Annotated in this window: 12 protein-coding genes and 1 tRNA gene; 2 read left to right on the top strand and 11 right to left on the bottom strand. The window is 69.0% G+C overall.

Annotated features, from left to right (window positions below):
• Positions 1-63 precede the first annotated feature (63 nt).
• The 6 genes from ACFXOO_RS10745 to ACFXOO_RS10720 are packed head-to-tail and all read right to left on the bottom strand — an operon-like array spanning position 64 to position 7,141.
• Complete coding sequence (locus ACFXOO_RS10745) at positions 64-1,764, bottom strand: protein kinase (protein WP_394563504.1); 1,701 nt, start codon at positions 1,762-1,764, stop codon at positions 64-66.
• Positions 1,761-3,218 carry a peptidoglycan D,D-transpeptidase FtsI family protein gene (locus ACFXOO_RS10740; protein WP_394563503.1) on the bottom strand — a complete coding sequence of 486 codons (1,458 nt, stop codon included), beginning with the start codon at positions 3,216-3,218 and terminating at the stop codon, positions 1,761-1,763. The genes ACFXOO_RS10745 and ACFXOO_RS10740 overlap by 4 nt, the downstream gene beginning before the upstream one ends.
• A 1-nt stretch (position 3,219) precedes the next feature.
• Positions 3,220-4,614 (bottom strand): FtsW/RodA/SpoVE family cell cycle protein, encoded by a 1,395-nt coding sequence (locus ACFXOO_RS10735; protein ID WP_378842271.1) that lies wholly within the window; start codon positions 4,612-4,614, stop codon positions 3,220-3,222.
• On the bottom strand, positions 4,611-5,849 hold the full coding sequence (locus tag ACFXOO_RS10730) for a PP2C family protein-serine/threonine phosphatase (RefSeq protein WP_378842273.1): 1,239 nt from the start codon (positions 5,847-5,849) through the stop codon (positions 4,611-4,613). Before ACFXOO_RS10730 ends, ACFXOO_RS10735 begins: the two co-directional genes overlap by 4 nt.
• A 15-nt stretch (positions 5,850-5,864) precedes the next feature.
• Complete coding sequence (locus ACFXOO_RS10725) at positions 5,865-6,395, bottom strand: FHA domain-containing protein (protein ID WP_394563502.1); 531 nt, start codon at positions 6,393-6,395, stop codon at positions 5,865-5,867.
• The gene (locus ACFXOO_RS10720) at positions 6,392-7,141 is read right to left on the bottom strand and encodes an FhaA domain-containing protein (RefSeq protein WP_394563501.1); all 750 of its coding nucleotides are present in this window, start codon (positions 7,139-7,141) and stop codon (positions 6,392-6,394) included. The genes ACFXOO_RS10725 and ACFXOO_RS10720 overlap by 4 nt, the downstream gene beginning before the upstream one ends.
• 189 nt (positions 7,142-7,330) lie before the next feature.
• On the opposite strand from ACFXOO_RS10720, the gene ACFXOO_RS10715 reads away from it, so the two are divergent.
• Positions 7,331-7,414: transfer RNA gene (locus tag ACFXOO_RS10715), tRNA-Leu, on the top strand.
• A 59-nt stretch (positions 7,415-7,473) separates the two neighbouring features.
• Here the strand turns inward: ACFXOO_RS10715 and ACFXOO_RS10710 are convergent.
• Positions 7,474-7,959 (bottom strand): GNAT family N-acetyltransferase, encoded by a 486-nt coding sequence (locus tag ACFXOO_RS10710; protein WP_394563500.1) that lies wholly within the window; start codon positions 7,957-7,959, stop codon positions 7,474-7,476.
• 39 nt (positions 7,960-7,998) lie between these two features.
• Positions 7,999-8,664 (bottom strand): GntR family transcriptional regulator, encoded by a 666-nt coding sequence (locus ACFXOO_RS10705; protein ID WP_378842279.1) that lies wholly within the window; start codon positions 8,662-8,664, stop codon positions 7,999-8,001.
• Positions 8,665-8,978: 314 nt separating this feature from the next.
• Between ACFXOO_RS10705 and ACFXOO_RS10700 the strand changes: the two genes are divergently transcribed.
• Positions 8,979-9,185 (top strand): cold-shock protein, encoded by a 207-nt coding sequence (locus ACFXOO_RS10700; RefSeq protein WP_378842280.1) that lies wholly within the window; start codon positions 8,979-8,981, stop codon positions 9,183-9,185.
• 58 nt (positions 9,186-9,243) lie between these two features.
• Here ACFXOO_RS10700 and ACFXOO_RS10695 read toward each other — a convergent pair whose 3' ends face one another.
• The 3 genes from ACFXOO_RS10695 to ACFXOO_RS10685 are packed head-to-tail and all read right to left on the bottom strand — an operon-like array spanning position 9,244 to position 13,292.
• A complete protein-coding gene (locus ACFXOO_RS10695) occupies positions 9,244-11,322 on the bottom strand; it encodes a bifunctional lysylphosphatidylglycerol flippase/synthetase MprF (RefSeq protein ID WP_378852539.1) in 2,079 nt (692 codons plus the stop codon).
• A 40-nt stretch (positions 11,323-11,362) separates the two neighbouring features.
• Complete coding sequence (locus ACFXOO_RS10690) at positions 11,363-12,616, bottom strand: hypothetical protein (protein WP_378852541.1); 1,254 nt, start codon at positions 12,614-12,616, stop codon at positions 11,363-11,365.
• Entirely contained in the window at positions 12,609-13,292 is a 684-nt protein-coding gene (locus tag ACFXOO_RS10685) for an HAD hydrolase-like protein (protein WP_378842286.1), read from the bottom strand. Before ACFXOO_RS10685 ends, ACFXOO_RS10690 begins: the two co-directional genes overlap by 8 nt.

Raw genomic sequence — 13,292 nt, 5'->3', positions numbered from 1 at the left:
CACAGCCAGCCTAACCGACGTCCGCCCCGCGCCCCGCATCAGCGGGAGCAAGGCGGACGTGGACTACGGCGTGGTGCCCGGCGTCGGCGTGCTGGCCGGAGAGATGGACGCCGTGCCGTCGGCCGAGGCGCCCGTCGTGCGATCTCCGCCGCTTCCGCCCGAGCAGGTGACGGTGTAGGTCACGACGACGGACCCCGTCGCCGTGGCGGGCACGGTCACGGCGACGGGCTGCTCCGCGAGCGTGAAGGCCCGCTTCTGGGAACCGTCGCTGAACGTGCCGTTGGTGACGGTGAGGTCGTACTTGCTCGCGGTGCCCGTGCCGGAGGCGCACTGGTACCCGCTCCAGCCGACGGTCGCCGTGCCACCCGCGGTGACGGGGTTCGGCGTGATCGTGGGCGCTGTCGGCGTCTCGAGCGGGGTCTGATCGGCGTACGTCGTGAGGGCGATGGTCGTGCCCTCTTCGACGCGTCCCGTGGGGTTGACGGCGTAGACGAAGCCCACCTGATCGGGCGCGGGCGCCGCGTTGCCCGGGACGCAGTTGGCGACGAGGTTCGCTCCCTCGAGGATTCCCCGGGCCTCATCGCAGGAGACGCCCACCAGCCCCAGCGAGCTGACGTCGACGCGGTCGGAGGTCGGTGACGGCGAAGGACTGCTCGGGACGGGCGACGGTGCCGTCGAGGTCGTCGACTGCGATGGCGCAGGCGCGGGCGTCTGGTTGGACAGGACCGCCCACACGGTACCGCCGATCACGAGGAGGAGCAGCACGATGAGCGCGATGAGCGGCCACGTCCACGGGCTGCGCTTCTTCTTGACGGGCTCGTCGTCGACGGGCACGGGCATCGGCAGGAGGCGGGTGGTGTCTTCGCCCGAAGTCAGCAGCTGGGTCGCGTCATCGGCCACGACGCCGGTCGCGATCGCCGGGATGGCTGCGGCCGCAGCGGCAACATCGCCTCGGCGGAGCGCGGTGGCTGCGCGGGCGATGATGGCCGTCGAGGCCGGTCGGTCTTCGGGCTTCTTGGCGATCATCGCCATGATGAGGTTCTGCACCGGGGTGGCGACCGTTGGCGGCAGCGGCGGGGGCTGCTCGTTGATCTGCGCCATCGCGATGGCGACCTGCGACTCGCCCGTGAAGGGACGCTTGCCGGCGAGGCACTCATAGGCGACGATGCCGAGCGAGTAGATGTCGGTGGAGGGCGACGCCGAATGACCCGACGCCTGCTCCGGGGAGAGGTACTGCACGGTGCCCATCACCTGGCCGGTGGCCGTGAGCGGCACCTGGTCGGCGATGCGCGCGATGCCGAAGTCGGTGATCTTCACACGGCCGTCGGGCGTGATCAGGAGGTTGCCGGGCTTGATGTCGCGGTGCACGAGACCGGCGGCGTGCGCAGCCTGCAGCGCGGCGGCCGTCTGCGCCACGATGTCGAGCGTCTTGTCGGTCGACAGCGAGCCTTCGCGCTCGAGGATCGTCGACAGCGCCTCGCCGGGGACGAGCTCCATCACGAGGAAGGCGCTGCCGGCCTCCTCGCCGTAGTCGAAGACGCTCGCGATGCCCTCGTGGTTGACGAGCGCGGCGTGGCGGGCTTCGGCGCGGAAGCGCTCGAGGAACCCGGGATCGCCCATGTACTCGTCTTTGAGGATCTTGATGGCGACGGTGCGTCCGATCACGTGGTCGGTCGCCTCCCAGACCTCGCCCATGCCGCCGATGGCGATGCGCGAGTCCAGCTCGTAGCGTCCGCCGAAAGTCACTCCCTGTGTCGGTCTCATTTCCCCAGCACCGCCTCCATGACTTTCTTCGCGATAGGCGCGGCGATGGTGTTTCCGCTGCCCGATTGTCCCTGCCCGCCGCCGTCTTCGACGACCACGGCGACGGCGACTCGTGGGTTGTCGGCCGGTGCGAAACCGGTGAACCACAGCGAGTACGGCTTGGTGTTGCCGTTCTCTGCGGTGCCTGTCTTCCCGCCCACGTCGACTCCGTCTATTCTTGCACCCGAGGCCGCTCCGTCATTGACATTGGCGACCATCATCGTGGCCATCTGCTGCGCGATCTCGGGGTCCAGCGCCTGCCCGAACTCGGTGTCGTCGAAGGTCTGCTGCACCGAGAGGTCGGGCGCGATGACCTGGTCGACCATGCGCGGGTTCATCACCGTGCCGCCGTCGGCGATCGCCGCGGACACCATCGCCATCTGCAGCGGCGTGGCGCGCACGTCGCCCTGGCCGAAGCCGGTCAGGGCGGTCTTGTCGTCGCTGAGCGCCCGCGGGTACGTCGACGGGGTGGAGGTGAGCGGCATCGTGAAGGACGAGTTGAAGCCGTACTTCTCCGCCTCCTCGCGGATGGCGTCGTCGCCCAGGGCGACCGCCAGTTCGGCCATCGGGATGTTGCAGCTCAGGCGGAGCGCATCGGCGAGGGTGACCGTGTCACCGGGACCGCACGCACCGCCCCCGGCATTGCTGATGCTGGTGCTGGTGCCGGGAAGGGTGTACGAGGCGACGTTCGGGAACGTCGAGGCCGGCGTGTAGTTGCCGGATGCGAGCGCTGCGGACGCCACGACGAGTTTGAAGGTCGACCCGGGCGGGTTGAGGTCGCCCGAGATGGCGCGGTTGTAGAGGGGATGCGTCGGGTTGGTGTTGAGCATGTCGTAGGCGTCGTTGACGACCGAAGCGTCGTGGACGGCGAGTGTGTTGGTGTCGTAGCTCGGGCTCGTGACCATCGCCAGGATGCGCCCGGTGGAGGGCTCGATCGCGACGACCGCGCCCTGCAGATCGCCGAGTGCGTCGTAAGCCGCCTTCTGCACGACGGAGTCGAGGCTCAGCACGACGTTGGAGCCCTGCGGGTTCTGACCGGTGATGACGCGCTCCATCCGGGTGAGGAACTGAGAGCCTGCGGTACCGCTGAGTTCCTGGTTCATCGACTGCTCCAGGCCGGTCGCCGAACCCAGGGCGGGATTGATGTAACCGGTGACGGGCGCCCACATCGCGGCATCCTGATACACGCGCTGCCACGAGAAGACGTCGTCGGACGCGACCGACGAGGCGATCGCCGCGCCGCTCGCGATGATCGACCCGCGCTGCACCTGGTACGAGTCGTACAGGGCACGCGTGTTGCGGGAGTTCTCCGCGAGACTCTCGGACTGTGCGACCTGGATCCAGCTGGTCGAGGCGAAGAGGGCAATGAACATCAGGAGCATCAGGATGCTCAGACGCTTGAGTTCTTTCGTCATCTCAGCCGATCACCACCCGCGGGCGACTGCGCACCGCGTCGGAGATGCGCAGGAGCAGCGCGACGATCAGCCAGTTCGCCACGAGTGATGAGCCGCCGGCGGCGAGGAAGGGGGTCGTGAGTCCGGTCAGCGGGATCAGACGCGTCACTCCGCCGACCATGATGAACACCTGCAGCGCGATCGTGAACGACAGGCCCGTTGCCAGGAGCTTGCCGAAGTCGTCCTGACCGGTGAGGCCGATGCGGATGCCGCGGCTGGTGAACACCATGTACAGGCACAGGATGGCGAAGACCCCGATCAGCCCGATCTCTTCGCCGAGACTCGAGAAGATGTAGTCGCTCTGCGACAGCGGCGTGAGGTAGGGACGGCCCTGCCCGAGTCCGGTGCCGATGAGGCCCCCGTGCGCGAGACCGAAGATGCCCTGCACGAGCTGGTAGCTGCCACCGGTGCGGTCGATGATCTCGGGATTGAACGCGTCGAGCCAGTTGGCGAACCGGCCCTGCACGTACGGAAGCACACGAGAGGCGAAGAAGGCTCCGACGGCCGCCAGGACGACACCGATGAGCACCCAGCTGGTCTTGCCCGTGGCGACGTACAGCATCGCGACGAACATCCCGAAGATCAGCAGGCCCGTCCCGAGGTCTCGCTGCAGCACGATGGTGCCGAGCGAGACGAGCCAGACCACCAGGAGCGGACCGAGCTCACGGGCGCGCGGCCAGGTCATGCCGAGGAACCTCGTGCCGACCGAAGTGAGCGCCTCACGGGTGCGGACGAGGTAGCCGGCGAAGAAGACCGCGAGGGAGATCTTGGCCAGCTCTCCCGGCTGAAAGGAGAAGAAGCCCAGCGAGACCCAGACGTCGGCGTTGGCGTCGGTGCCGAGGCCGGGGACGAACGGCAGCAGCAGGAGGCCGACACCGATGAATCCCGCGACGTAGGTGTAGCGGAACAGCACGCGGTAGTTCTTCAGCAGCACGACCACCAGCAGGGCGCCGATCGTGGCGATCCCCGCCCACGCCAACTGCCTCGTGGAGTAGGCGCCCCATCCGTGCAGCTTCAAGGCGATGTCGATGCGGTAGATCATCGCCAGTCCGACGCCGGTGAGCACCGTGGCGATGGGCAGGACGAACGGATCGGCGGCACTCGCGCGCAGTCGCAGCACGATGTGCAGCGCGATCACGAGCGCGGTGAGCCCGACGCAGTAGATGAGGAACTTCGCGTCGATCACGCCGGTCGCGCCGAGCTGGACCAGGGCGACAGCCGAGCCGTTGATCAGGAAGGCGAACAGCAGCAGGACGAGCTCGCGGTTGCGCTGCGTCTGCGGCACGCGGATGCGGCGCAGGGCCCGGAGCACCGACGTGTCCGTCGAGACCTGCTGTGTGTCGGGGGACGAGGTCATCCGCTGGCCTCCGCGGTGTTGCGCAGCCGCTCGACGATCTGCTCGGCGTCGTCGAGCGATGCCGCCGAGATCGTCTCCTGCACAGTGGCGAGCGCGAAGTCGGGCAGGTCGACGAGTTGCAGTCCGGTGTCCTGGTAGGGCTCCGACAGGGTGATCGGTCCGATGTTCTGCTGGATGCCCCGGTAGATCACGACCGAATCCTGATCGACGCCGACGTAGTACCGGGTCTGAGTGAACTGGTAGCCGCCGAAGAGTGCGGCGGCGATCAGGGCGATCACCACCACGAAGCCGATGATCCACCCGAGGCGTCTTCGACGCGCTCTGCGACGATCCTCCTCGATGAGCTCCTCGAGGAACCCGGCGGCGGGCTCGAAGTGGGTCGGCTCGTTCGCGGCCTGACGGTTGGGGTGCAGCCAGCCGCTTCGGCCTGATCGTGCGGCCGGCACCACGACGCCGGTCGGCGTCGAGGCGGATCCGACGACCGTGGGGGTTCCCGAGAAGAGCGGATGCTGCCCGCCGACGTCGACGATCACGATCGTGATGTTGTCGGGGGCGCCGGCGTCCAGTGCCTGCTTCAGCAGGCTGTCGGCGGTGCGCCCGGGAGCATTGCCCTGCGCCATCGCCTTGGCGGTGTGCGCGTCGTCGACCACGCCGCACAGCCCGTCGGAGCACAGCAGCCAGCGGTCGCCGGGCTGCGTCGGCATGATGAACGTGTCGACCTCGGGGTCGGGGTCCATGTCGCCGAGCACCCGCATGAGGACGGAACGGCGGGGGTGGTAGCGGGCTTCTTCGGGCGTGATGCGCCCCGAATCGACCAGGCGCTGCACGAACGTGTGGTCGGTCGTGATCTGGGTGAGCGCGTCGTCGCGGTACAGATAGACGCGCGAGTCGCCGATGTGGGCGATCACGGCGTAGTCGTCCACCATGATCAGCGCACTCACCGTGGTGCCCATGCCGGTGAGCTCGGGGCGGGCCGCGACCGTGTCGATCAGCTCGGCGGCGGTGTCCGAGATCGCGTCGCGCAGTTCACGCTCGGCCTCCGCGGTGGACGCCATCGGGTGATCGAGCACCTCCAGCCGACCGATCGCGATGCTGGAGGCGACATCCCCACCCGCGTGTCCGCCCATGCCGTCGGCGACGGCGAAGAGGTTCGACCCGGCATAGCCGGAGTCCTGATTGTTGGAGCGCACCTTGCCGGTGTGCGAGATGGCGACGCTCGAGCCCTGGAAGACCATGGATGCGGCTCGCCGCTACTTCCGCAGCTCGAAGGTGGTGGCGCCGACCTTGATCGGGGCGCCCACCTTGATCGGCACGGGGGCCGCGACCCGGACGCCGTCGTGCCACGTGCCGTTCGTCGAGTCGAGGTCTTGGATCATCCATTGCTGGCCCCACAGCACGAGGCGCGCGTGGTGGCTGGAGGTGTAGTCGTCGCGGATGACGAGCCCGGATTCGCTGGACCGGCCGATCGTGAGCGGTTCGGAGCCGAGCGGAAGCTCCAACCCGGTCTTGGGGCCGCTCGTGATGACGATCCGGGACACGGCGGCAGTCGTCGCCAGTCCGCCGGCGGAGGGTTTCGACGGCGACGCCTTCATCACCGGGACGGTGGCGTCCGACGGCGACCCTGCCTTGGCCGGGGTCGCCACGACGGGCGCCGGTTCCGGCATCCGCCGTACCTTCACACCGAACAGGTCAGCCCGCAGCGAGTAGACGAGGGCGAACACGAAGAACCACATCAGCAGCAGAAAGCCGATGCGCAGCAGCAGGAGGGTCAGTTCACTCACGATCGCGGTCCGCGGGAGACGTCGTCGCCGATCGTGAACGCGCGGGTGGCGTCGGCGGCGGGCATGGGCGGACGCGCGGGGGTGGTCTGCGCCACCACATGGAAGACGATGTTCGTGCGTCCGATCGAGACGGTGGCGTCGGGCGGCAGCGGCGCTTCCGTGACGGGGCGCCCGTCGAGCTTCGTCCCGTTCGTGGACTGCAGGTCGCGGACCATGGCGCGCTCGCCGTCCCACAGGATCTCGACGTGCTTGCGACTGGTGCCCGCGTCGGGAATCGTGATGTCGGCATCGCTGCCGCGGCCGATGACGGTACGCGCCCGGGTGAGCGGGTGCCGAGTGCCGTCGATGTCGACCACCCCGCGCCAGGCGACGCGGCCCTGGGCCGTGGCCGACTGCACCCGCAGGGTGCCGGTGGAGAGCTGGTCGTCGCGGACGAGTGAGATCGTCACGGGGCCGGCGAAGCTGTACCCCTGGGCTTTGGCGTGCTTCTGCACGAGGGCGTCGAGCTCGTCACCCAGTGCGCTGCCGAGGGTGCGCATGCGGTCATCGTCCGCGGGGGCCAGGAGGACCGTGAACGTGTTCGGCGCGAGGATGCGGTCGCGGCTGACCACCGCCGCCTTCGTGTCGAGCTCGCTGCGGAGCGCCGAGGCGATCTCGACCGGCTGAATGCCGCTGCGGAAGGTCTTCGCGAAGGCGCTGTTGACGGCGCGCTCGAGTCCCTTCTCGAAGCTGTCCAGTAGTCCCACGGGGCTCCTCTAGCCGGGCGAACAAGTCGCGTACATGTTAGTTGGCTCGCCTGGGTACCGCGTAGACGGCGCGATTTCAGCCGGACATCCGGCGGAGGGGCGAGGCGATGCCCGCACCGGTTCGGATGCGGACCGGGCACCGTGATATCCTCGGCAGGTTGAGTTCATGCGATCTCGCATGCGCGATTCGCGCGAGTGGCGGAATAGGTAGACGCGCTGGCTTCAGGTGCCAGTGCCCGCAAGGGCGTGGGGGTTCAAGTCCCCCCTCGCGCACGACATGAGAAAGACCCCCCATGTTCTTCGGGGGGTCTTTCTCATGTCGGTGGCGTTCCTCATTCGAGCGTGGGCATCAGCGTGTAGACGATCTCTTCGACATCCCGCCCCGCACCGGGGGCGAACGCCGTGATGCGTTCGACCTCGGTGAAGCCGACGCGTTCGAGAACCGCGACGGATGCCGCGTTGTGCGCGGCGACGCGGGCGTAGAGGGGCCGCTCTGCTTCGCGGGCCACCATGAGCCGGAGCGCGGCCGTGCCCACGCCTCTGCCCCAGGCGTGGCGGGCCACCCAATACGTCACCTCGCGATGGCCGTCCAGGGAGAAGACCGCGGCCGTCCCCGCGAAACCGCCGTCCTCGGTGATGACCCATTGCGCGGCATCCGGCGCCTGTCGGTTGCGGTCGCTCCACGCGTCGAAGGCGGCGCGGTCATCGGGATCGGATGCGGTGAACGCCGCCATCGCCACCGCTTCCGGGTCGCGCATCATCTCGAACACGGCGTCGAGGTCGTCGTCGGACAGGTCGCGCAGATCGATGTGGGCCACGCAGCAACGGTACGCCGGGATGCCGCCCGGAGCACGGGCTCAGCCGAGCAGATTGACTTCGAGGAGTTCCTGGTGCGCCGCCGCACCGTCACGTGCGGCCACGGCCGCCCGCAGGCGCCGATACGACGCGCCTCGCCTCGCGGCGTCTTCGATGTCGGGTGTCCACCCCTTGAGGTTGCGCTGCAGGGCGAGGCCCGATTCGCGCATGATCGAGATGAACACGGCGTTGCCGGTGGCGCGGATCACCTGCTGGAAGAACATCACGGTCCCCGCCACCATCGCCGCGGCGTCTTCGACGTCGGAGGCCGCGATCACGGCGTCGGCGGCTTCGAGGATGAGCGACAGCTGCTCGTCCGAGCAGCGCACGAGGGCCGTGCGGAAGGCGCCGCCCACCACGAAGACCATGAACTCGGTCGTGTCGCGCAACGCGTTCTCGCCGGGCGTGGACACGCGCGTCCACCGGTTCGCCGACACCTCGACGAGCCCGAAGCGCTCGAGGCGCTGGAGCGCCTCCCGGACGGGGGTCCGTGACACCTGGAGCCGTTCGGCGAGATCGACGTCGCGCAGCCGCTCGCCCGGCTGGAGCGTCCCGTCGAGGATCGCACGACCCAGGATGGAGTACACCTCGTCGCCGAGGATCGCTCCGCGGGGATTCACGGGAGCGAAGCGGTCTTCCCGCGGTTCGAGCGGCTCGTCGTCGGTCATGGCGGTGGACAGTTTACGTCCGCGGCCACCGGAGAATCGACGGAAACCGTCTTCCGGGTCTCACAGCTCCCGCCGATATATCAGTAGAGTGGAGCCCGTCACGCTCTGCGTGGCTCATCCGGGGGGATCCGTCGGCGCCCGGACCTTGAGTATCTGCTCGGTCCGGGCGCCGTATGGGCGCCGCACGCGGCGAACATGTCGGGCGCGCAACGTTTCTGTCACCATCCGTGACGACGCCTGCCGGTCACGGGCTCGGGTGGCTACCGTGGAACCGCCGCGCAGGACGCGCGGTTTCGACAGCAGAATGGCACGCAATGAGCACGCAGGGCACGGTCAAGTGGTTCAACTCGGAAAAAGGCTTCGGCTTCATCGCTCCCGATGACGGCGGCGCGGACGTCTTCGCGCACTACTCCGCCATCGAGGCGAGCGGCTACCGCTCCCTCGAGGAGAATCAGCGCGTCGAGTTCGATGTCGCCCAGGGCCCGAAGGGCCTGCAGGCGGAGAACATCCGACCCGTCTGACGAACGAGATGGGCGGGATGCTGCATCCCGCCCATCCCGTCGGCACCCGCGTGCGCCGTCAGCTCTTGTCGCCCCGCACCAGTTCCAAACCTGCCCCGGCGAATTGCTTGATCGTGGCATCGGGCAGGAACGCCCTCGTCAGCGCGAGCCCGATCCTCGTCAGATCGGCCTCGTCGCGGAAGAGCAGGTACATCGTCTCGTAGCGCGGGTTGAATTTCATCTTGAACTTGTGCAGCGACTGGAACCCGTAGACGGGCTCGAGGGATTCGGCGAGCTTCTCGCTGAGGTCGGCGATGATCCCCGCCCCGGGCGGATAGTCGTGCGCCAGCGGCGCGCCGGAGAGCGACATGACCTCCGCGCCCTCTTCGGAGAAGAACTGCGCGCTCGAGCCGATCAGGAACTCCATCACCGGCCCGAACCCGCCGTCGCGTCGACGCATCAGGTCGAGGGTCCACCCGCGCACCGCGCCGTTCTCGCCGTAGACGGGAAGCCAGGACAGGAAGCCGTCGACGTCGCCGTTCGGCGACATCGCGATCGCCAGCCGAACCTCGGGGTCTTCCGCTTCGGTCAGGGTCCCGAGCGTGAAGCCCATCTCGGGCAGGCCCTTGTCACCGACCCACATCTCGGAGATCGCGCGGAGCTGTGCGCGGGTGCCCCATGACTCGTCCTTCATGCGGGTCATCTTGAAGGCGATGTTCTCGCGTCCCGCCTTGTTGATCGCCGTGCGTACGGATGCCCACGGCTTGCCGGTGAACTTCAGGCCGGGGAGGTCGACGATCGTGTCGTCGGCGACGACCATGCTGCGCCAGCCCGGGGGGAGCGCGGCGCGGGTCGACTCGGCCGCGCTGAAGAAGCAGGGAATGAGCCCGGCGTGCTCGGACTGATCGATGAACTCGCGTACGGACTGCGCCCGGCCGTCCTCCGGTCCCAGTGGATCGGCGAGGACCAGCGCGACCCCGGCGCGACGCTGGTAGACGATGACGCCCGTCGAGGTGCGCGCGTAGCTGTTGCCGTCCCATGTGCTCATCCATGACAGGGTGCCGCCGCCGTAGCGGTGGATGTCTTCCTTCACCTCGTCGAGGGTCGGGGGCGCGGTCGAGCCGATCGGGGACTTGCGGCGGGAGGCGAACGCGCGGCGCACCCAGACCACGTAGACGAGCAGCAGAAGCCAGAGGGTCGCGGTGGCGAACGTGGCGCTCGGGTCGCCGTCGAGGTCGACGTCGGGCATGTTGAGCGAGCGGGTGATCAGCAGCAGAACCAGCAGCAGGATGCCGACGAGCACGTTGAGGGCCGAGAGGAGGACGGTGACCACCCACGACCAGCGACGACCGCGTCGGAGGCCGGTGGCGACGAGCAGGATCACGAAGGTGTCGATACCGACGTCGACGAAACCGCCGGAGACGGCGTCGGTCGACCCGAACGGCCCGTTCGTGGGCACCAGTGTCGTCACGATCTGGATCGCGCCCAGCACGAGGAGGGCGAAGAAGGCCACGAGACGCTGCTCCCGCACGGTGGTGCGCTGAACCCGGAGCGAGCGGTCGACGAACAGCACGAGAAGCACGGCCAGGGCGTGCTCGACGTCGGCGAGAGCACCCCAGAACAGCAACGAGACGACGGTGAAGCCGATGATGACGAGCCAGACGCGCACCCGCCAGGGTGCCACCAGCAGTCCCGCCGCCGCGGCGATGCACGCCATCGTGCCGCCGGAGGGGCCGACGTCGATCATGAGCGACTGCACTTGCGCCCACGGCCACGGCAGCAACGCGCCCAGCCACAGCAGCATGGCGGCCGCGAAGATGGCGAACAGCTGGCCGATCCAGAAGTAGGCCAGCGCGACCCGTGTTCCCCGCATGAACTCGAGGTAAGCCATGCCCGCGAAGCTCGCGATCGTGAGGATGTACACCCATGGCAGGTTGACGAAGAATGTGCCGGTGAGGGGCGTCCACCACAGACCCTGCGTCAGCTGCGGCAGGCCGTAGGCGACGCTGGGGAAGAGCTCGTTGTCTTCGAAAGGACTCCACAGGCCGCCCCAGATCACTCCGGCCAGGAGGATGAGGGCGACCAGCACGAGGGTGGCGGGGATGCGTGCGATCACGCGGACCAAGACGGGGCGACGAGAGACGGTGGCGTCGGTCATGCGCCTCACGATACTGGTCGGCTCGGTCGCCCGGGAGAACTCAGTCGCGGGCGAGACGGTCGTGGTCGGCCAGGGCCTTCGCGTCCTCCGCCTTGCGCACGGCCCTCCGCGCCTCGTCGAGGGCTTTCACCGGATCGGTCCCGGCCCGTGCGGCTGCCAGATCGGTCTGGGCGTCGGCTAGCCGCACGCGGGCATCCGCCCCGGCGTGCGCCTGTGAGAGCGCCCGTTCGGCCTGGGCGATCGCGTTCCGCGCCGCGGCGAGGGTTCCCGGCAGGGCGGTACGTGCGCCGCGGAGGCGCTGCTGTGCACTCCGGGCATCGCCCAGCGCCATGTCGAGGCGGTCGCGCAGGCGCGCAAGCGAATCCGTGGTGTGCGTCGGTCGACGGGTGGCATCCGGCGTGAGGGCTTGAAGCGCCGCGTCGGCTGCTCGGATGGCCTCGCCGAGACGCTCGGCATCCTCCGGCTCCAGCCCCTCCCGCACGGTGACGGCCTGTCGGATCGCCGCGCGGGCTTCGGCGAGTTCACCGGGGACCGCGGCCGCGGCCTGCATCACGAGGCGGTGTCGCTCCTCGACCATTCGGGTCTCGCTCATGGCTCTGCGCAGGTCGCGCTCCGCCCCTGCGAGGTCGGTCAGCGCCGACCGTGACGGGTCGGCCGCGGCATCCCGGGCATTCGTCAAGTGCTGCTCGGCCGACGCCGCGGCGTCGACGGCCGCCCGTGCGGCGTCCCGGGCTTCCGCCCACTCGGCCTCATCGAAGCGGTCCGAAAGCGACTCCACCAGTGCGACAGGATCACCCATGCTCGCGCGCATGTCGACGAGACGAGCGGATGCCGCGGCGATCTGCGCGCTCGCCGAAAGGTTCTCGCGGACCCAGGCGTCGTTCTCGGCTCGTGCGCGGGCGATGACGGCGAGCGCCTGGCCGGTGCGCAACCGGATCACCCGTGCGGCGCGGGCGACCTGCGCCGGCTGTGCATCCCCATCGGAGATGCTGCGGTAGTCGTCGAAGGCGCTGTCGCGCGCGTGCTGAGCCGTCATGCGCGCACGCCGGAGAGTCGCGGGCGTCCCGCCGCCGTAGAGCGCACCCGACAGGGCGAGTTCGAGGTCGATCTCTTCGATCGCGTCATCCAGGGCGACGAGATCGGCACCGGTGCGTGCCCGTTCCGCCTCGGCGGCGGCGCGCGCCCGTGGGGAGCGCCGGCGGCGGCGCACCGCCCAGACGGCGACGGCGGCGAGCACCGCGGCGACGGCGAAGACCACGACCGCGGGGACGACCCATCGAAGGATGTCAGGCATCGGCGTCCGGGAGCAGGAGAAGGGAGCGGAGTTCGCCGACATCGTCGACGGCCGCCTGGGCGCCCTCCGACTCGTGCGGCCAGCTGAAACCCCAGCGGACGAAGATGACCGGCACGCCGTGGGCCGAGGCGCCTTCGACGTCGTGGTGACGGTCGCCGATCAGCACGGGACGGCTCGTGTCGACGCCGGCGTGCTCGAGGCGTCGGAGGGCCTCGGCGACGATGTCGGCCTTCGCGCTGAGCCTGCGTTCGTCCAGCGTCGCCCCGACGATCGCGGTGAAGCACTCGGAGAGATCGAAATGGTCCATCAGGGCCTGCACCTGCACCTCGGGCTTCGAGCTCGCCGTCGCCTGCGGAACACCCGCGCGGTGCATCTCGCGAAGCAGGTCGGCGATCTGCGGATAGAGCTGCGCACCCGTGGTGTAGCCGTCCTGCTTGCCGAGGGTCCGGTAGAACGACACGGCGTCCGTCGCCTCGTCGGGGCTCATGCCGAGTTGCTTCTGGAACGTCTCGTGCATCGGTGGGCCGATCCAATGCACGAGTTCGGCGCGCGTGACGTCGGGGTGCCCGAAGTGGCGCATCGCGATGCCCAGCCGACGGAGGATTCCCGAGGACGCATCCACGATCGTGCCGTCGACGTCCCACAGAACACAGGACCAGGGAGAGCGGCGGGGCAT

The sequence above is a fragment of the Microbacterium sp. P03 genome (assembly GCF_043556235.1).
In the GTDB taxonomy this organism is placed as follows: Bacteria; Actinomycetota; Actinomycetes; order Actinomycetales; family Microbacteriaceae; genus Microbacterium.
This window is presented reverse-complemented; position numbering and strand designations above follow the sequence as displayed.

Coding starts and splice junctions, on each gene's coding strand:
- ACFXOO_RS10745 (WP_394563504.1), bottom strand. CDS start 1,764: ATGAGACCGACACAGGGAGTGACTTTCGGCGGACGCTACGAGCTGGAC.
- ACFXOO_RS10740 (WP_394563503.1), bottom strand. CDS start 3,218: ATGACGAAAGAACTCAAGCGTCTGAGCATCCTGATGCTCCTGATGTTC.
- ACFXOO_RS10735 (WP_378842271.1), bottom strand. CDS start 4,614: ATGACCTCGTCCCCCGACACACAGCAGGTCTCGACGGACACGTCGGTG.
- ACFXOO_RS10730 (WP_378842273.1), bottom strand. CDS start 5,849: ATGGTCTTCCAGGGCTCGAGCGTCGCCATCTCGCACACCGGCAAGGTG.
- ACFXOO_RS10705 (WP_378842279.1), bottom strand. CDS start 8,664: ATGACCGACGACGAGCCGCTCGAACCGCGGGAAGACCGCTTCGCTCCC.
- ACFXOO_RS10700 (WP_378842280.1), top strand. CDS start 8,979: ATGAGCACGCAGGGCACGGTCAAGTGGTTCAACTCGGAAAAAGGCTTC.
- ACFXOO_RS10695 (WP_378852539.1), bottom strand. CDS start 11,322: ATGACCGACGCCACCGTCTCTCGTCGCCCCGTCTTGGTCCGCGTGATC.
- ACFXOO_RS10690 (WP_378852541.1), bottom strand. CDS start 12,616: ATGCCTGACATCCTTCGATGGGTCGTCCCCGCGGTCGTGGTCTTCGCC.
- ACFXOO_RS10685 (WP_378842286.1), bottom strand. CDS start 13,292: ATGCCCCGCCGCTCTCCCTGGTCCTGTGTTCTGTGGGACGTCGACGGC.